Origin of the sequence: Bradyrhizobium sp. Ec3.3 (genome assembly GCF_000472925.1) — a bacterium.
In the GTDB taxonomy this organism is placed as follows: Bacteria; Pseudomonadota; Alphaproteobacteria; order Rhizobiales; family Xanthobacteraceae; genus Bradyrhizobium.
The window spans coordinates 73,244-92,318 of the sequence record NZ_AXAS01000011.1 but is presented as its reverse complement, the minus strand read 5'-3'; the positions used below and the strand labels follow the sequence as shown (position 1 = coordinate 92,318).

Genomic DNA, 19,075 nt, shown 5'->3' with positions numbered 1-19,075 from the left:
GGCCGAGACTGACCGCATCTGCGCCACAAGTGCGCCATATTGTCTTCCCTTCGCCTCCTTAACCTGCGTACCAAGTTGGGGATTTGAACGGGGGGACCGCGGCCGCGCGGCTGGCGACATTGAAGATTTGGCACGCAAGCTGCATTGCCGGCGCGCTGACCGCGACTTCGGTTGCCGCGATTCATCCGATCGCGGTATCGCGCCCGAGCATCGCAACGCCGAATGCGAGAGTTGCCGATGCGTTCAGCGCCATCCCGCTGAATGTGACGACGGTCCTGACAAATGCCGGCGCAGCGTTTCCGACGCCGGTCATCGAGACCAAGTTCGATACGAGATCATCGGCTAATGCGATCGTCGCGGCGGGATTCAGCGCTGCCGCGCCGGACGCGGTGATGCCGTCCGATTCAACCAGTACGCCGCGGCAAGAGCCAATGTTGCAGGTCGCCAGCCTTGAGGCAGCGCCGCCCGAGAACTCGGCAACGCCACAGCAGGACCGTCCGCGCGCTGCCTCACCCAATCCGGACGAAGGCGAACCGTCGTATCTCAAATACTACGTCTACTCGGAAATCCCGCCCCCGGACAAACCCGCGAAGATCGCCCTGTCGGCGTTGAGCGGCGTTCCGCTCGGAACGCCCATCCAAGAGATCGAACACGCGGCCAAGGCGTTCGGTATAGATGCCAATTTCATGAAGGCGGTCGCCAAAATCGAATCCGATTTCAATCCCAAGCAACGCACCGGCTCCTATATCGGCCTGTTCCAGCTGAGCAAGTATGAGTTCGGCAAATACGGATCGGGCGACATCCTCAATCCTCGCGACAACGCGATGGGCGCCGCCTACAAGTTCATCACCGAGGCTGCGCTATTCGAAGTAATAACGCACAAGCAGCCGACGTTTTCCGATCTCTACCTGATCCACCAGCAGGGCTGGGAAGGAGCCGCCCAACACATCAGCCATCCGCAGCGGATTGCGTGGAAGTCGATGTGCGCAACTCAGGAGGGCTCGGCGAAGGGCGAGCGATGGTGCAAGCGCGCCATCTGGGGCAACACGCTGCCGGTGGTCAAGCGCGAATGGAAGTCGGTCGATCATCTCACCTCGGGCGCGTTCGTCGCGATGTGGCGGGACCGCGTCGACACGCTCTATGCCCGCTATCCAGTGCAAACTGCGGCGGTCGAGCGCTCGAGATAGAACCCACTAAGCAGCATCACGATACGCGGTTGTATCCCGGCGTTCCCATTCAGTTCCGCGTCGCCGATCACCACATCACCCAGAATGCAATCTTCCTCGGCGCGATCCTTGTTCACCAGTAGTATGGCCACCCCTCATAGAAGCGCAGATCCGACGCCAGCGGCGGGACGGATGAGCCAAGACTTGGTGGCGGTCCGTTTGGATCGACCCGGTCGTCCTGAGGGCGATAGCGATACCGTGGAACAATATAATAATCCCAAGGAGTTGGCCTTAACACGGGCACCGTGACGACAAGCCTCTGCCGCGGTTCGCGAACGACTTGGGCCTTCCGCACTTGGGCTGCAGCACCAGACGTCCCCAAGCTACACAGCACTAGGGCCGTTCCGAGAGTGCACGCGACGGTCATTATTTTCATGCCTCGGCCTCCTTCCCAGAGAGTGCTAAAGGACTCAGAGCATGGCAAGCTAATTCGCTCTCTACTTGCTTGAAATAACCGCTCCTGGCCCAAAGCGGCGGTCCCGGATTGTCCGCTCTCGCGCCGCTGCTGGGGGCTAAGCAGACGTGAGCGCGGAAGGGGCAAAGTTGCGTCTATATGTACACGCGCTAGATCGCGTCCGCCCGGTGCAGCGTATCCACGGTGATGGTGCCCCGGGCGCGCGACACGCAGGCGCAGATCTTCTGGTTCTCCTGCTTCTGATGATCGCTGAAGAAGACGTCGCGATGGTCGATCTCACCCTGGACGTCGACGACGTCGATCGCACACAGGCCGCATTCGCCGCGCTTGCAGTCGTACATCACCTCGTGGCCGGCGGCGTTGAGCACGTCCAGCATGGAGCGTTCGCGCGGGATTTCGAACTCGACATCCGAGCCCTTCAGGCGGACGCGAAACGCCTCCGTCGGCAGCGAGCCGCTGGAGCCGAAGGTCTCATAGCGCAGATCGGAGAGCGGGCGCCCTGCACCGAGCCAGGCATGGCGCGCAGCATCCAGCATGCGCATCGGGCCGCAGAACAGCGCCAGTGCGTCCGGCGGCAGTGCGGCGAACAGCGCATCGAGATCGAGCCGCCCTCCCTCGTCGCTGGCATGGACGACCAGACGGTCGCCCAATAGCGCGGTGAGATGATCGATATAGGCGGCATCCTGACGCGAGCGCACCGCATAATGGAGCGTCACGCCGGCGTCACGCCGGACCAGCGCCTGCGCGGCACCGACGATCGGCGTGATGCCGATACCGCCGGCGACCAGGCAATAGTGCTTGCGGCTCCAGTCGACCGACAGCAGCGACGAGGGCATCGTAACGTCGAGCCGCGCGCCCGGCTGAAGCGACCACATGTAGCGCGAGCCGCCGCGGGAATCCTCGGCACGGCGCACCGCGATCCTGAAACCACGGGGATCGGCCTCGCCGACCAGCGAATAGGACCGCGTCTCCGGCTGGCCATTGATGGTCACGGCGACGTTGATGTGGCTGCCGACCGGATAGGCGGCACCGTCGAATTGATCCGGCAGAATCAGGAATTCGCGAATGCTGGGCGAAAGTTCGCGGGTCTCGACCAGCGTTGCCGGAGTCCAGGTTTCGATGAATCGCATGGCACTCCCCTATTCGGTTGCGGACTTGATCAGCGCGAGCGCCGGCAGCAGGTCCAGATGCGTCCGGTTGCGCAGCGCAAGCCGCAAATTGCGCACGGCGAGCCGCGCATGCTCGCGCATGATGGCTTCGGCGCGGGCGCCTTCCCGGTTCTCGATGGCGTCGATGACGACGCGATGATGCTCCTGCCCGATGATCAAAATCTGCTGTGCCTCCGGCAGCGCCGATTGCGCCATCACGAAGCCGCTTGGGGACGCGAACGGCAGCGCCGAGGCGCGGTCGATCTGCCGGATCAAGGGCGGGCTGCGCGACAATTCGGTGAGCAGCGCATGGAAGCGCGCATTCAGCGAGACATAGGACGAGAAGGCATCGACCGAGATCGGCACTTGCCGCAACAGCTCGTCGATCGCGGTGTGGCACTCCCTCAGCGGCTCGAGCTCGCGTGCGGAAACGCCGCGCTCGGCGGCGAAGCGTGCGGCGAGCCCTTCCAGCGTGCCGCGCAGCTCGATGGAATCGAGGATGTCGCGCTCGGAGAAGGCCTTCACCATGAAGCCGCCGGAGGGGATCGCCTCAAGGAGGCCTTCCTCCTCCAGCCGCACCAGCGCCATGCGCACCGGCGTGCGCGAGGCGCCCGTGGTCTCGACCGCCTGGAGCTCGGAGATGCGCTCGCCGGGACGCAAGGACCCCGACAGGATCTGGTCGCGCAGCGCGAGCTGCGCCTTCACGGTCTGCGAGACGGAGCGATCGACCTCGCGCTCGGCCATGACCTACTCCGCGGCCTGAAGATGTTGCGGCCCGTTTTCCTTCGCGACCATCTTGTCGATCAACCGCCGCGACCACATCGCGCCAGCGTCGATGTTGAGGTTGTAGAAGACGCGATCCGGATTTTCATCCATCGCGCGCTGCTGCGCTTCGAGGATCAGCTCATCCTCGTGGAAGATGCCAGTGACGCCCTCGCGGATCTCGGTCGTGATGCGCTGGTCGCCAAGGCGATAGTTGCGCGCGAAGGCCCAGAAGTAGTGGCAGGTCTTCTCGGTCTCAGGGGTGATGGTGTTGAGCACGAAGCCGTTGACGCCCTGCGAGCGGTCGCCTTCCGGCGCGCCGGTCCCGGTCGGCGCGACGCCGACGTCGATCGTCACCGTGCACGGCGCCTCGAAGCGGATGATCTGCCAGCGGTCGACGAGGCCGGGCTTGCCGAGCTGCCTGCCCCAGAACGGCGGCGGCTCGATGTTGCGCATCCAGCGCGTCACCGTGACCGTCTTCTCGCCATGGGTGACGTCGAACGGCGCTTCGGCCACCGCGTCATTGCCGATCGAAGAGCCGTGCACGAAGGTCTCGTGCGTGAGGTCCATGAGGTTGTCGACCACGAGGCGGTAATCGCATTTCGCGTAGATGGTCTTGCCGTCGCCCGCCCAGGCCGGATCGTCGTTCCAGTGCATGTCCGGCACCAGCGCAGGATCGGCCAGCGCGGGATCACCCATCCACAGCCAGACGAAGCGATGGCGCTCGACGGTCGGATAGGCGCGGACGCAGGCCGACGGGTTGATGGTCTCCTGCGAGGGCATGAAGGTGCAGCGGCCTTGCGCGTTGTATTTCAAGCCGTGATAGCCGCAGACGACGGTGTCGCCTTCCAGCCGGCCCTTGGAAAGCGGCACCAGGCGGTGCCAGCAGGCGTCCTCGAGCGCCGTCACGCCACCATCGGCCTTCCGGTACATCACCACATGCTTGCCGCAGATCGTCCGCGGCAGCAGCGCCTGCTTCACCTCGGCGTCCCAGGCGGCGGCGTACCAGGCATTCATCGGGAATGGTTTTGTCACCGGTCTCTCTCCCAAGGGCTTATGAATACGTTATGTATACAATAGCACGCGAAACGGAAAAATTGGAGGTTTTAAAATACCTCTATGAGGTTTTATGTATACATGTTGCAGGGATTGGCCGCAGGCTCAGTGTGACCTCTCCCGCCTGCGGGAGAGGTCGTACCGAAGGCACGGGTGAGGGCTCTCTCCGCCCAGGGATTTTCTCCGCAAATCTCGGATAATCCCAACGCCGAGACAACCCCCACCCCGGCCCTCTCCCGCAGACGGGAGAGGGAGCACAGCGTCGCCGTGGTGGGAGCGAGGCTCGCGGTCTAGGGAGTTACGCCCCAAACACCTTCTTCAGCCCGGCCTGGGCCTCCTGCTGGATGCGGTGCAGGTGATCGGTGCTGCGGAAGCTCTCGGCGTAGATCTTGTAGACATCCTCGGTGCCGGAGGGCCTGGCTGCGAACCAGCCGTAATCGGTCTCGACCTTGATGCCGCCGAAGGGCTGGCCATTGCCGGGAGCCTTGCTTAGCGTGGCCCGGACGGGGTCGCCGGCAAGGTCTTTCAGGCCGAGCTGCTCGGGGGTTACCGACTTCAGCACGCTCTTCTGGGCGGCGGTGGCGGCGACGTCGATGCGCTCGTAATGGGGCACCCCGAGCTCGGCAGTGAGGTCCGCAAAGAGCTGGCTCGGGTCGCGACCGGTCTTGGCCAGGATTTCGGCGGCGAGCAGGCCGAGGATGATACCGTCCTTGTCGGTGGTCCACACCGTGCCGTCGCGCTTGAGGAACGAGGCCCCTGCACTCTCCTCGCCGCCGAAGCCGAACGAGCCGGTGACCAGGCCATCGACGAACCATTTGAAGCCGACGGGGGTCTCGACTAGCTTGCGGCCAAGCTTCTTGGCGACGCGATCGATCACCGAGCTCGAGACCACGGTCTTGCCGATCGCGGCATCCCTGCCCCAGTGCGGCCGATGCGCGAACAGGTACGCGATCGCGGTCGCAAGATAATGGTTGGGGTTCATCAAGCCGCCGGTTGGCGTCACGATGCCGTGGCGATCCGCATCGGTGTCGTTGGCAAAGGCGACGTCAAAGCGGTCCTTCATGTGGATCAGGCTCGCCATGGCATAGGGCGAGGAGCAGTCCATGCGGATCTTGCCGTCCCAATCCACCGTCATGAAGCGGAAGGTCGGGTCGATCGCCTCGTTCACCACCGTCGCCTTCAGGCCGTAGCGCTCGATGATCGGATGCCAGTAATGCACGGCGGCGCCGCCGAGCGGATCGATGCCGATGTTGACGCCGGCCGATTTGACGAGCGCGAGATCGACGACATTGCCGAGATCGGCAACGTAAGGCGTGACGAAATCGAACGCGTGGACGGAGGAGGATTTGAGCGCCTTCGCGTAGTCCATGCGCGCGACGCCCTTCAGGCCGTCGGCAAGCAAGGCGTTGGCGCGCTTCTCGACGACGCCGGTGACGTCGGTGTCGGCGGGACCGCCATGTGGCGGATTGTATTTGTAGCCGCCGTCCTCCGGCGGATTATGCGACGGCGTGATGACGACGCCGTCGGCGAGGCCACTCGTCCGCCCCTTGTTGTAGGACAGGATCGCGTGCGAGATCACCGGCGTCGGCGTGTAGCCGCCGGCCTGGTCGACCATGACGTCGACGCCGTTGGCGGCGAATACCTCGATGGCGCTGACCAGCGCGGGCTCGGCCAGCGCATGGGTGTCGATGCCGATGAACAAGGGACCGGTCAGCCCCTTCTCACGCCGGTAGTCGGAGATCGCCTGCGTCGTTGCGAGGATATGGCCCTCGTTGAACGAATTCTTCAGCGAGGTGCCGCGATGACCTGACGTTCCGAATGCCACCCGCTGGGCCGGATCGGCCGGATCCGGCTTGTTGGCGAAATAGGCCGTGACAAGCCTTGGAACATTGGCAAGCGCGCTCGGCGCAACCGGCTTACCCGCCGCGGGATCGACTTCTGCCACTGCAACTCCTCGCACTTTCAAACGACAGCCTAGAACACCATACCATCGGTCAGGCCGTCGCCAAGCCGGTTGCCGGACCCGTCAGCGCGGCGCACCAGCCAACGACCAACCGACAACGCCCATCCGCCACGGGACGATCCACCGGCAGTGGCGATCTCGTACTTTGGTGCCGGATGTCGGTTGATGCAGGACAAAGACGCTGCCACGCCATATCGGCACGCTGCTTCCCGTTTGATCACTGAAGTGCCGGGAATTGCGGGAGTTTCACCGGCAGGTCCCGAAGGGAGCAGATTATGATTGGACGTCAGATTTTCGCGCTCATGCTGGCGAGCGTCGTCTCGTCAGCCCTCGCCGCGGACGGCGATCCGGCCGCCGGCAAGACCGTTTTCGAGCGAACCTGTGCAAACTGCCACGCGAGCGTGATCGGGGTGAACAAGGTCGGCCCAAGTCTTTGGAATGTCGTTGGACGCAAGCCGGCCGCCGTCCCCGACTTCGCCTATTCTGAGGCGATGAAGGCCAACAAGGAGGTCTGGACACCGGGCGCCCTGGACACCTACCTCGCCGATCCCCGTGGCGACGTCCACGGCGTCAAGATGTTCTTCAAGGGGCTGCCGGACCCCACCGAGCGCAGCAACGTCATCGCCTATCTTCAGACGCTGAAGTAAGCGATTGAAGCTGGCAGGCGGCCGGCAAATCCGGTGAACGCCCGTTCGCCGGATCGTGCGGCTCTGCTATGGTCTCGCGCGGCCACGGAGAATCATCCCGCCCATGGACCTCGCGCGCCGGCTTGTGCCCGTGCTCTGCCTGCTCGCCATCGCGGGCGTAGCGGCCCACGCGAATGCTGCCGAGTTCTACACCGAGGATCTCCGCATCCCGATGGCGGCAGCGGGGCCGCAGGGGCTGGAGGCCTTCCTGGTCCGGCCCGCTGCGTCCACGCGCTATCCGCTCGCCCTGCTCAGCCATGGCACGCCGCGGGACTTCGACGACCGCGCGACAATGTCGGCGCACAAATACCATGCTATCGCGCTGGAGTTTGCCCGGCGCGGATTTGCCGCGCTGATCGTGCTGCGACGCGGCTATGGCACTTCGCCCGGCGACCGGGTCGACAGCCTTGGCCCCTGCGCCCGTGCCGCCTATCTGCCGGCCACCGCGGTTGCCGTCGCCGACCTGCGCGCCGCGATCGATGCGATGGCGCAACGGAGCGACGTCACGACGGCCGGCATGATCGCGGTCGGCCATTCCGCGGGCGGGCTTGCCACGGTGGCGCTGACCGCGCAGGCACCGCCCGGGCTCGTCGGCGCGATCAACTTTGCCGGCGGCCGCGGCTCGTCCAGCGACAATTTCGTCTGCAATGCGGATGACCTCGTGCAGGCCTTCGCGACCTTCGGCAAGACCTCGCGCGTGCCGATGCTGTGGGTCTATGCCGCAAATGACCTGTTCTTCGCGCCAGTGCTGGCGCATCGCTTCTACGACGCGTTCCGCGGCGGCGGCGGCAATGCCAAGTTCGTCGATGCGCCCGCCTATGGCGATGACGGCCACTATCTCTATTCCGCCGTGACGCGCCCGCTGTGGACGCCGCTGGTCGACGCATTCTTGCGCGAGCGCGGGCTGGGCAGCCGCGAGACGTTGAGCCCGCCGGATCCGCTGCCGGCGCCCGGGCAGGTCTCAGGTTCGGGCAAGGACGAGTTTTCGCGCTATCTCGCCAGCATCAATCCGCACAAGGCGTTCGCGGTCGCATCCAAAGGCGCCTTCGGCTGGCGCTCCGGCCGCGCCACGACCGACGACGCGCAGCGCGATGCGCTCGCGGCCTGCGGCAAATGGGCGACCGATTGCAGCCTCTATGCCGTCGACGACCGGCTCGCGGGCGGCCAGGCGGCATCCGCGCGCTGACGCTTCTAAAGCGCGATGAGATCGGATCAATCGTCATCGCGCTTTGGATTCTTGTTTGAGCATGATCTCCGCGCAAACGCGTTCCGCGATTGTCGCGAGGGAAAACCACTTGGCACTTTTTCGGATCATGCTCTAGCGTCCACCGACGAGTGCACCGAGCCGTGCCAGGAATTCGGCGGCCTGGGCGCATAGCGTCGTGTTGGCCATGCCATGGGTGACGGCGACGTGAAGCAGATCGGCCATCTCGGCAGCATCGCTCCTGCGGCTCGCCTGCATCAGCGCGACGTCGAGCAGGAAGGGTGCGAGCGCGGCCTGCTCGTTCGCCTCCAGGCGCTCGAACACCTCTTCCCAATGCGCGCCGGTCTTCGGAATGCGCGCGTAGAGATCTGCCGCGAGCGTATCCGGATAGCACGGGCCGGCGATCGCGAATGGCGAGGCCATGCCGGTCTTGAGCGCAACCGCGCACAGCATGCCCATGACATAGGCCGTGTGATAGGACGTCGCGAGCGCGCATCTGGTCTTGTCGTGACCGCTCAGGCGCAAAAGCTGGCTCGCCGCCGACCGTCCCGCCGGCAGGAAGCCGACCTTGTCCTCGAGCGAGGCCACGACGCGGAAGCCGAACGCGGCGGCAGGACTCCAGGCCGACGAGAGCAGCGGCCAGGCCATCAGCGCTTCGGCCGCAAGATTGTAATCCTCGACCACCAGCGCGCGGGCAAGCACGGCCGCCGACTCATCGAGGAATTCTTCACGCGGCCGCGGCAGTCTGGGCTGCCAGTTGCCGAAATCGGTAAAATACATCACCGCATGGGTATGCGCGTAGGCGTCCTCGCGCGTGCAGTTGAGCAGATCGATTGCGTTGCCGAGCGCGGTCTTGCGCGCGACCTGCGCGAAGTCGGGTCCGGGTGGATCGTCGAGCCACAGCGACAACAACCAGCCGATCTCGAGCTCTCGATAGGGCACCACCTCGTGGCCCGGCCGCGCGGACGCCGACCAGCTTTGCGCGAGCAGCGTGTCGAAGGCGTCGTCGGGATGACCGAACGTGCTCAGGATGATGTGCGGGGTCGCGAGCTGAAGACAGACCGATGGATAGCGCGCAACGTCCCAGTGCATTTGCTGCGAGCGGGCGTGGGGCAAGAGTTCGGCGAGCAGCGCGTCGATCGCGTGGCGAATGCCGGGATGCGGGGCGTGCCGGCCTGCGATGTGGAGCAGCATGGCCGTTTCCGCGAGCGGCTTCTCTGCGGCGAAATTGCCCTCCGGCAGATCCGAGCCGTCAAAGCCGTCCTCGCCGAGGAACTGGACCGTGCGCGCGGCGATCCGCATCGCCAGCCGCAAACGTCGTCGCAGGTCCGGTCGAAAGTCCAGATCCAGAGCGAGGCCGACGTCGCGCCTGTGATCCAGCGCGACCTTGCTTTCCTGTGGGTGCTGCATGTCCGCCTCCCGGTGGGTGATCGCGGAGCTGACGCGCCGCGGTGGATTAGCTGCGCTAGGTGATCGGGCCTGCGTCAGCGGCGGGTGACTTCGTTGCGGAGAACGGCCGGATCGATCTCTTCGGTCACCTCCACCTGGGGCGGAATGCAGTAGCGGATGACGCGGTGACCGATGACGAAGCCGAATTCGCCGTCGCGGCCGCTGGCAGGGCTCGCGCCGTTCTCGGCGACGAACTTTCCGAACGCGACGAAGTCGAACGCTCGCGATGCCAGGAATTTGCGGACGATATCTTCCTTGTCTGCAGCGTGGCTCAATGTTGCCTCCATGGGCTGGTGGATCGACGCCGCGGCAAAGCCTGCTGCCATCGACGCTGCAAACGATGGCCCGATCTGCCGGCCCGGGGGTGTGAGCCACCTTACATTTCAAGAACTGTTGAGGACAACCGCGCCGCCGGTTCCATGGCTCGCTTGCGTGCACAAGCAAGCGCTCAACGGCACGGCGCCGGCTCTGGCCACAAAACGGATGGGCTAGCGTTGCAGCCGCCTGGTCCGCCTAGAGTCGCTCGCTAATCGCGAGTTTGTAGCCGACGCCGGTGACGGTTGCGATCACCGGCGTTCCGCTGCCGATCAGCTTGCGGCGCAGCCGCGCCACCAGCGCATCGACCGTACGCACGTCGACGTCGGTCTGACGGTTGCTGACGACCTCGATGAGATAGTCGCGGCTGAGCGCCCGGCCGTCGGCGCCGACGAGGGCGGCGAGCAGATCGAACTCGGCGCGGGTCAGCGCGACCGGCTTGCTGTCGCCGTCCATCAGCTCGCGGCGCATCAGATCGATGATCCAATCACCAAAAGCAATCGAGTTGTGGTTACGCGCCGCCTTGCGATCGATGGAGCGCCGCCGCAGCACGCTGCGCGCCCGCGCAAGCAGGTCGCGCAGGTTGATCGGCTTGGTCACGTAATGATCGCCGGCGATCTCGAGCCCGAGGATGCGGTCGACGTCGGTGTCGCGGCGCGTGACGAAGATGATACCGGCATTGCTGAGCGCCTGGATCTTCTTGGCAAGCTCAAAACCGTCGCCGTCGGGCAGCTGGACGTCGAGCAAGACGAGATCGGTACGGACGCGTAGCGCCTGGCGGCATTCCGCGCAGGAGCCGGCGCCGACCACATCGAAATTGTTCTCGCTGAAATAGCCAACCAGCATGGCGCGGGTCACCGGATCGTCCTCGACGACGACGATGCGGTCCGGGCGACGCGCGTCTTGCGATCGCAAGTCCTGGGATACGGAGCCGGCCATGGCGTCAGCCTTTCCCTGAACGTTCGACGTCATCGAAATGGTGAACGCAGCCAGCCGCGCAAATGCGCTCGCAACGCAATGCGTCGCGATGTGAACCCTCGTTCACAATGCATTCGAAAGCCCCAGCGAACATGGCGCGATAGTACGCGCCTCGGCGCGCGCAAACAATATCAGCGGTGAGAGAACACCGCACGAATGCCTAGCACGTGCGAAGCCGCGCGGCCGCTGAAGCCTCGGCCTGCTACATGGTCCCAATCCGGATCCGGAACGACAGCGTCTCCTCCGCGCCGGGCGCGATATGCATCACGCCCGGCTTCTCATCGAACGCACCATCGAAGTCCACAGGGCTCGCAGTGCCGCGCCACGGCTCGATGCAGAGAAACGGCGCGCCCGTTGGCTTGGACCAGACGCCGAGCTCGCGGAAGCCGCTCCAGGACATCTCCACCCAAGATGCCCGAGATGCTCCCTGCCCGGCCGCGTAGCGGACCGAGGTGCTGTTCGGGCGGTCGAAGATCACCGCGTCTGCGGCGAACAGGGATTCGGACAGGCCGAGCACCTTGTCGCGGACCGGGCTCGGCTCCGTCGCGTCACGCAGCAGTCCACCTTCGAGCCGGCGGATGGGATACGGCTCGTCCTGCGCGAAGGTGAGCGCATAGCTCTCCTTCGACATATCGGGCGCGAGCGGCCAGTTGAACGCGGGATGGCCGCCGAGCGAGGCCGGCAAGGTGTCCTCGCCGGTATTGGTGATCGTGAAGGCGAGGTCGAGACCGGCTTCATCAAGCGTGCAGGTCGCAGTCAGGCGGAACGCGAAGGGATAGAGCGCGCGCGTCGCCGCGTCGTCAGTGAGCTCGAGCACGCAACGCGATGCCGATCGCTCGAGCCAGGTGAACCGCCGGTCGCGCGCAAAGCCATGCTGGGTCAGCCGATAGGTCTTGCCGCCATGGTGCAGCTCGTCGTTCTTGAGCCGGCCGACGATCGGAAACAGCAGCGGCGCATGGCGCGGCCATTCCGGCCCCGCCTGCCAGATGAACTCGACGCCCGTCTCGTGCTTTAGCGAGCACAGCTCGGCGCCTTGCGCCTTGATGGTCGCCGTCAGCGCGCCGCTTCGGATTGTGTGAGTATTATCGGTCATGGCCATTCATCCCAGAGAAGCTCTGGCCTTGAGACTAGCGCGAACTTGCGTGCCAGCGCCATGGCAGGGCGCAACCGCGCGCACAGACTGTCTGCGCAAGATTGATCGATGCGACCTGGACAAGCCAGACCTGGTACACCGCTGGCTGCAGGTGTCGCAGCAAGCTCCTTCAGGACGATGCAACGGGCTTGGACTCAACGTGATCGCGACCGGGTACCCGGGCGCCAGCAAGCTCGTCGGCCTTTGAGCTGCGCAACAAGAACAACGCCCGCCAATCGCGCTGACGGCCAAACTCAATATAGCGATAGCTCAGAGCACTTAGGGCGATCATTATTGCGAAATATGGCAATGACAATCGAAGCGTGTCTTTCAACGAGGACGTATCGGGCGGGATCATTTCGACCATGATGGCCGAATGCCACGCATAGATACTGTAGCACATACATCCGACGACTTGACTCGCCCATGCCTCGAACAGGCGATTTACGGACCACGCTCCAGACAGGACCGCCAACAACACCATGGAAAACCCGGCGCAAAACAGCGTCGCGTAGAGAATGCTCACCGCCCAGGAACCGTTATCCTTGATATATATAGCGGCAATCATCAGCAGGACCCCGGGCAGAAGCACGCGAGAATGCGATCGCCTGAGCGAGACGCTGTCCCTGGACTTGACGTAAAGATCGCAAACCAACATTCCGAAAATGAACTGGTAGCACGACCCGAAGATGCCGCCTACAAACGGACGAAACATGCCAATCCGATCGACCGCGATCAGATGGCCGGCGACGACGAAAGCTGAGCAGACGACCACGCTCGACAGCACGAGCCTTTCGAGGCTCCACCGCGCGATCATAAGGACCAGCAAGGGAAACAAAAGGCTAAACCAGATTTCAACAGCGACGGACCACAACACGGGATTGGAGGGAGGCATAAATCCGTGCGGCACAAAAATGAAAAGGGTCGATAGGAGTCCGCCGAGCTCGAGATACCATGCGTGCGATCCAGCAGGTGACTTGGAATGGAGTGCAACCGTTACGAGGACAACAATATAGTAGAGTGGAAGCAACCGGGTCGCGCGATGCCAATAGAAGTCTGGAAAGTCCGCCAGCCGAGTGATCGCTCTCTTTTTTGTGCGATAGGGAAGGTACAGAACGAAACCAGAGAGCACGAAAAAGATATTCACGCCCAAGTAGCCGTGCTTCGCGACAGTGGCAAGAAGGCCATTCGGATCAAGTTCGCCGGGAAACGACGGCGTGCTGGATGTAAACGGAACAAACAAGTGAAAGACGACGACCATCATGATGGCGAGTCCACGAAGGCCGTTGACGGCTCCGATCTTCTGCGCGCCGCTTTCTGCCATGGCGGCGGAACCTGGAGATTGTAACAACAAGATCGGCGCTCTCGGCATTTCGTGGTTTGCTACTTAACGATGTCGGCCAGATTGAATGGCCTGTCGACCGACGACGCTGACACATCGAGCCGCATCGGGCCACGATTCCAAAACGAGCGCAGCCCAACACAGACACGGCAAACAACGTGCCTTCAAATAGTCAATTACAGGAAATAGACGACAGCAGGCTGGCTTTGGGGCAGAATCGTGAGAGCGCGTTTAGCTGATGGTAGGGCTTCTTATCATATTTGTTCTGCTCGCGATTGGCTTCGCTGCCGGCTACGGCACGCGCGAGCTGATCTCCCGCAAACGACACACCGAACACCTGAAATTCCAACCCTACATTTCGCCTACGCTCTCTCCGGATGGAAGCATGAGGGCGCGACGTGCCGCGCCTGAAACGCCAATCCCAAAAAGGCCACGGACGAACCACGACATCACACACTCGTTTCAGGACATATCCATTCACGAGCCAAAGCCAGCGAAACCCGCGAGGCCGTCCGCCGCAAACTTGCATCTGGTCCGGACTGAGCCGGATGCTGGATCTTTGCAGGCTGCAAACATCGAACAGAGCCTCCAGGAACTGGTCGCACTCCTCCGGAACCACCGCAGGCAGGAGGGCTAGGCCGCTCGACTTTGGTCGGTTTGGTCAAGAGTCTTTCACCGTGCCTGCAAATTCGCCCGTTGCCAATTTAGACTCGAGATCGCCAGGACTCGTGCGTGAAGCGTCGTAGTGCCGGACGGCCGTTCAAGCGACGCGGATAACTGAGGGAGAAGCGGGAGCTCTTCCTGCGACCCACTGCTGGGAGTTTGCACCGATCGCTGCATCCAACGTCACTTGCGCATGGATCATTTTCGTTCCTGCCAGCTCGGTCAGATTGCGGCCGAACACGCTGCGTGACATGCGGGGCGGCAGCCACCGGGCCGACAATGGAACCGAGCATGAATAGGCTGCATGGCGCTTTCGAACCGAGAAAGACTCCGATGCCGTCTGCGGGTTTAAATCGGTAAAGGCTGTGGACGTTCCAGGAAAGAGAGCCGCTGTCCGTTTTTCGACGGAGCTGGACGCCTACCAATTGACTAGCAGGCGTAGCGGGAAAGTGGTATCTTTTCAGCAGTTCTGTGGTTGGAATGCGACGATATCCTGTACGGGACATCTCAGGCGCAGGTGCATGGGGGTGAAGTTTGGTCTTGCTGATAGTAGCAAGCGGCGTGGCGGGTTTTCTTTTGGGACGCACTTTTCGTGCGTTCACTCTTATTCCTGCAACAATGCTGATCCTGGTTCCAGCGTGGTATTTGGGCACGCAGCAGGGCTTGATGACCGGCGTGACAGCGTTCGTTGTCAGCGCGGGGGTGATGCAAGTCGTCTATTTCGCGAGCCTGCTGACCCGTTTGCTCGTGGAGAACCTCTCGGTGCTTGATCACGTGCAGTCGGAGGCATCCCCGCCATTGCCTGAATCACGAATCGCATTCTAACCAAATTGCCGGCCACGATGCATGCGGAGGATTTCGTCGGCACCGTGTTGCGAGTCCTCTGAGCTTCAACCTGCTTAACCGCGCGCCGCGGTTGATATTATAGACACCTACAGGTGTCGTCGGGCTGAGCCCTCTACCGGTTCCAGCAAAGTCTTGCCGGCATTCTTCAGCCGATTCAGCGCCGGTCACGGTTCCCATTGCGCTTATGACCGTTTCGCCGACGCTGGCTCAGCCACGCCGAGCACCAGGTTGTCCTCCATTGTGCAGACGAACGGCACATTTTGTGCGCCATGGACCTATCAATCCAGATCGAAGCGTCCTTGGTACCTATCTTCGCCGTCTTTATCGTGTCCCGTCTTATGATGGCTCCAACGTGCGTTTGGTTGGCTGGAGGATCCAAAATGGAATTGCTAGCGAGAGCAGCGGCACACCGCAGCAGCGCACGGGACACACTGCAAGAGTCGACCGGAACAGACCAAACGGCTGTAACTCTCTCGATACCAACACGATTGCGGCCGAAGCGACGTCCTGATCCCGTCGTTCACCGGATCGATACCCGGCCGCTCGATATCGGCGCCGATGAGATCGTGGCGGTCGGCAAATTCCGCAACGAGATGTTGCGACTACCCGATTTCCTGCGTCACCATCGCCGGCTCGGGATCCAACATTTCCTCGCGATCGATGATCGTTCGGAAGACGGCACGCGAGAATTCCTGCTCGATCAGCCGGATGTTCACGTGTTCGAGATCCGCGAGCCGTTTGCAGAATCAAGTGGTGGCGCGCGTTGGACGAGCGCTGTGCTCGACCAATTCGCGCCGGGACGGTGGGGGCTGACGCTCGATGCCGACGAGCTCTTTGTCTATCCCGGCTACGAAAGTTTTGATCTTCGACGATTGTGCCGCTACCTGGACAGCACCGGCGCGGATTGCATGACTGCGGAGATGGTCGATATGTATCCACGCTGGCTCGGCGGACCCGAGCGCTACCGCGCCGGTGAGAGCCTCGTCGCATTCTGCCCCTACTTCGATTCGGATACCTATGTGAAGCGCCGTCGGCGCGGCTTTCCGATGAACTACCTGGTTGGCGGAGCGCGAGCGAGGCTGTTCTATGACGAGCCGATGCCGCCGAAGATCGCGCTTTACGGCACCCTCGTACAGTTGCTTGAGCCATACGGGCTGGACCGGTTGCTGCCTGCGGTCAACATCGCGCGTTGGCAGCCGCCGCTGCTCACTAAGGTGCCGCTCGCGCGCTGGTTGCCCGGCCGTCGCCATGTCGCCGCCGGTCACGTGATGGCCCCGCCCGGCAAGCCAGGCGACGTCACAGGCGTCCTGCTCCATTTCAAATTTCTCCACGACTTCACCGACAAGGTCGCCATCGCAGTCCGCGAGGGAAATTACTACCTCGGATCAATCGAGTATCAACGCTACGCGGAGCGGCTCGCTCAGGACCGCTCATTCGAGCTCACCTATCCGAACAGCCGGATCTACCAATCGCCGGACGATCTTGTCAGTTGCGGTCTGATGCGCCTTTCCCCGGCCTACCAGGCCGCAACGCGGCAACCCTAACCCACCGCTTCCGGTGCGCCGGAGTCTTCCTCCAATCGTCACCGGGTTCTATCGTTGTGCTTGATGTGGTTTCGGAAGGATCGACCGACACCCCTGTTCTGTCTGATCAGATCTCACCGATCAGCTTCCGGCCAAGAAGCCGAAGGAGAAGCTTCCTTCCGCGCATGAGCGCTGGATAAAGTGCCCTTGCGAGGCGCGGCCGGGAGAACACGAGCCGATTGAGCCGGCTGAAGTAAGTCGCCTCGCCGGCGAGCGTTGCCAGCAGATGCATTGCCTCGGCCCCATGGTAATACTGACCACGCCAGCGAACCACCATACCCTCATTGAGATCGAGGTTGCGCGCGCGGATATCGCCTACGATCGGATGCTGCGAGCGCGCGTCGATCAGGTGAACACGCTGACCCCGCTCCCGCAACTGGTACAGCAGAACATAACGACTGCATAACGGGCATTCGCCGTCATAGACCACCCAGATCTCGTCATCGCTATCTTGGGTCAATTCGATAGCCTGTTCGGTTCCGAACGTCGCGCACAAGTTTCCCTTCCGCCAAGCCGAGGCATACTGAATCCACCACGTAGTGATAGGCGACAATGTCGTCCATGGTCAGCTTGTTGAATTCGCCGTACAGCCATGGATTGGAGAGCATGTGGTGCGGATAGGCATAGAAGCTGTTCTTGTCCTTGACCCAGGGATAGACGCGAAAAAAACGATCCGTCCTGCGGACCAATTTCTCCACGGCCTCCATGGTTACACCGGTGTCCTGATGCGAAAGGATCTCCGGGCCGCAGGTGGTCGCGTCGTGCCAGCTTACGAGATCGTGGTTGTTGCCGCCGACGCGAGCCCGGAAGTGGTTCTCGGGGATGTACATGGATCCAGTCCCGATCATGTACGAGTAAATGCCGAAATAGGTGGACGGCGCGAGAATCTGGCGACCATCCCTGGTCTCGACGAAGACCCGCGGGCTTGCCAGTTTCGGCCCGTCCAGCCATCCGAGATAGTTGGTGTAGAAGAAGAATCGGCCGCAGATGACGGTCACGACCATCACAACCTTCATCGCCGGGGTGAAACCATCCCGCGGCAGCGTGCGTGCCGCGGCGACGATGAACAGGTTGACCGCAATCCAGAAGAAGAACAGCGCCCCGAGCGTGAAGTACACGCCGATGTGAAAGACATCGAACAGCAGGCAGAAGAACGACAATGCGCGCGTCGAGATCGCAGCCAGCGGCGACAGGAGCTGCGCGCCCAGCACAAAGACGTTGAAGAGCAGCTGGTTGCTGACGATCGCGTCCCAGATCGTCTGCAATGCGCCTGGCCACAGGCCGAGCGGGGCGTCGCCACGTTCGAGTCCCATCAGGATCGAGGTCTGCGTCGGATTTGCGAGCAGCCAGGTCCACGGCTTCTCGCCACCCGCCTGCAGCTTTGTGATTCCCGACCAGAAATAGCTGCCGAGATGCGCCCCGACCGCGCACGCCCATATCAAGCCATAGGTGCGATCGCGAAGCTGCTTCACATTATCCTCGGAAGCGAACAGAGTTCGCAGCCACGGCACGCGATCCATCGCCCAGGTGCTGGTGAGGACGATCGTGCCGAGCACGCCAAGAACGGCGAAGTTGCCGACGTCGAGCATGCCGAGGTAATCGGTCTCGGTCACGAAGATGCCGGACACGACGCTCACCATTTCGCGCCATGCATGGTAGTAGTAGAGCAGCGGCAGCAGAAATGAAGGACGCCAGATCGCAGCCCCGCCTGCCACAACTGCAAGCACGGCGCCGTAGCGGAAGAACAGAATCTTCTCGCCGGAGCCGAACAGGATATTGGGGGGACCTGCGAACGGCCCCAATGAATCGAACAGCAACTGCACGAAGATCGCCATTCCGATCGCGAAGGCGGTGATCCGCAATGGCGGCGAGATATCCCGGTAACGAACCGAGCTAAAGGCGATCGCGCCGGCGAAAGCCGCGCAAACCAGCATCAGCGCGTAAATATCGGACCAGCGCGCGAGATGCGTGACGGCACGCCGCGAAACCGCAGAGAGAATGACGGCTATTGCAAGGAGAAAGAGAGGTCCCGCGAGTGAGGACACACCAGACCGGGTTCCTTGCTGTGAAGCGACGGTATAGAACGCCATCCTTTTTCTCGGAACCCGAACTGCGCGATTGCAATCGACCTTATCGGATCACTTCCGCTGCGCAAGCATCGCGCGGGCAGTCTTGGCCTTCCGCGGTGGCATTGCTCACAAAATCATCTCGCGGGAACCTGAGCATTGCGAATTGAAATGTGACGAACTGCGGGCATTGATGTGACCGCACGACTGTTTTGCCAGCGGTGAACTTAAGGCAGTTGTT

17 protein-coding genes are annotated in these 19,075 nt (G+C 62.6%); 5 read left to right on the top strand and 12 right to left on the bottom strand.

Annotated features, from left to right (window positions below):
- Positions 1–119 precede the first annotated feature (119 nt).
- Positions 120–1,187 carry a transglycosylase SLT domain-containing protein gene (locus YUU_RS50815; RefSeq protein ID WP_245288007.1) on the top strand — a complete coding sequence of 356 codons (1,068 nt, stop codon included), beginning with the start codon at positions 120–122 and terminating at the stop codon, positions 1,185–1,187.
- A gap of 603 nt (positions 1,188–1,790) precedes the next feature.
- Here YUU_RS50815 and YUU_RS0112920 read toward each other — a convergent pair.
- From YUU_RS0112920 to pgm, 4 genes are all read right to left on the bottom strand, one after another.
- Positions 1,791–2,771, bottom strand: a complete 981-nt coding sequence (locus tag YUU_RS0112920) for a PDR/VanB family oxidoreductase (protein ID WP_027522740.1) — start codon at positions 2,769–2,771, stop codon at positions 1,791–1,793.
- A gap of 9 nt (positions 2,772–2,780) precedes the next feature.
- Positions 2,781–3,533: a GntR family transcriptional regulator gene (locus YUU_RS0112915; RefSeq protein WP_027522739.1), complete on the bottom strand. Its 753-nt coding sequence runs from the start codon at positions 3,531–3,533 to the stop codon at positions 2,781–2,783.
- Between the two features lie 3 nt (positions 3,534–3,536).
- The gene (locus tag YUU_RS0112910; protein ID WP_027522738.1) at positions 3,537–4,586 is read right to left on the bottom strand and encodes an aromatic ring-hydroxylating dioxygenase subunit alpha; all 1,050 of its coding nucleotides are present in this window, start codon (positions 4,584–4,586) and stop codon (positions 3,537–3,539) included.
- A gap of 319 nt (positions 4,587–4,905) precedes the next feature.
- On the bottom strand, positions 4,906–6,552 hold the full coding sequence (gene pgm / locus YUU_RS0112905; protein WP_027522737.1) for a phosphoglucomutase (alpha-D-glucose-1,6-bisphosphate-dependent): 1,647 nt from the start codon (positions 6,550–6,552) through the stop codon (positions 4,906–4,908).
- 293 nt (positions 6,553–6,845) lie between these two features.
- On the opposite strand from pgm, the gene YUU_RS0112900 reads away from it, so the two are divergent.
- A complete protein-coding gene (locus YUU_RS0112900; protein WP_027522736.1) occupies positions 6,846–7,217 on the top strand; it encodes a cytochrome c family protein in 372 nt (123 codons plus the stop codon).
- A 103-nt stretch (positions 7,218–7,320) separates the two neighbouring features.
- Positions 7,321–8,442, top strand: a complete 1,122-nt coding sequence (locus tag YUU_RS0112895) for a S9 family peptidase (protein WP_027522735.1) — start codon at positions 7,321–7,323, stop codon at positions 8,440–8,442.
- A 132-nt stretch (positions 8,443–8,574) separates the two neighbouring features.
- On the opposite strand, the gene YUU_RS0112890 is transcribed toward YUU_RS0112895, so the two are convergent.
- From YUU_RS0112890 to YUU_RS58610, 6 genes are all read right to left on the bottom strand, one after another.
- Positions 8,575–9,870: a hypothetical protein gene (locus YUU_RS0112890; protein ID WP_027522734.1), complete on the bottom strand. Its 1,296-nt coding sequence runs from the start codon at positions 9,868–9,870 to the stop codon at positions 8,575–8,577.
- A gap of 74 nt (positions 9,871–9,944) precedes the next feature.
- A complete protein-coding gene (locus YUU_RS0112885; RefSeq protein ID WP_156944264.1) occupies positions 9,945–10,184 on the bottom strand; it encodes a hypothetical protein in 240 nt (79 codons plus the stop codon).
- Positions 10,185–10,422: 238 nt separating this feature from the next.
- On the bottom strand, positions 10,423–11,163 hold the full coding sequence (locus tag YUU_RS0112880; protein WP_156944263.1) for a response regulator transcription factor: 741 nt from the start codon (positions 11,161–11,163) through the stop codon (positions 10,423–10,425).
- A gap of 241 nt (positions 11,164–11,404) precedes the next feature.
- Positions 11,405–12,295 (bottom strand): aldose 1-epimerase family protein, encoded by an 891-nt coding sequence (locus YUU_RS0112875; protein ID WP_027522731.1) that lies wholly within the window; start codon positions 12,293–12,295, stop codon positions 11,405–11,407.
- Between the two features lie 169 nt (positions 12,296–12,464).
- The gene (locus tag YUU_RS0112870) at positions 12,465–13,658 is read right to left on the bottom strand and encodes an acyltransferase (protein ID WP_027522730.1); all 1,194 of its coding nucleotides are present in this window, start codon (positions 13,656–13,658) and stop codon (positions 12,465–12,467) included.
- Between the two features lie 190 nt (positions 13,659–13,848).
- Complete coding sequence (locus YUU_RS58610; RefSeq protein ID WP_156944262.1) at positions 13,849–14,025, bottom strand: hypothetical protein; 177 nt, start codon at positions 14,023–14,025, stop codon at positions 13,849–13,851.
- Positions 14,026–14,879: 854 nt separating this feature from the next.
- Here YUU_RS58610 and YUU_RS0112860 point away from each other — a divergent pair.
- Positions 14,880–15,164, top strand: coding sequence for a hypothetical protein (locus YUU_RS0112860; RefSeq protein ID WP_156944261.1), 285 nt, complete (start codon positions 14,880–14,882; stop codon positions 15,162–15,164).
- Positions 15,165–15,454: 290 nt separating this feature from the next.
- Entirely contained in the window at positions 15,455–16,729 is a 1,275-nt protein-coding gene (locus YUU_RS0112855) for a glycosyltransferase family 2 protein (RefSeq protein ID WP_084801429.1), read from the top strand.
- A 106-nt stretch (positions 16,730–16,835) separates the two neighbouring features.
- Here the strand turns inward: YUU_RS0112855 and YUU_RS0112850 are convergent, their stop codons facing one another.
- On the bottom strand, positions 16,836–17,228 hold the full coding sequence (locus YUU_RS0112850) for a DCC1-like thiol-disulfide oxidoreductase family protein (protein ID WP_027522726.1): 393 nt from the start codon (positions 17,226–17,228) through the stop codon (positions 16,836–16,838).
- Entirely contained in the window at positions 17,215–18,858 is a 1,644-nt protein-coding gene (locus YUU_RS0112845; RefSeq protein ID WP_027522725.1) for a hypothetical protein, read from the bottom strand. Before YUU_RS0112845 ends, YUU_RS0112850 begins: the two co-directional genes overlap by 14 nt.
- Positions 18,859–19,075: the final 217 nt, after the last annotated feature.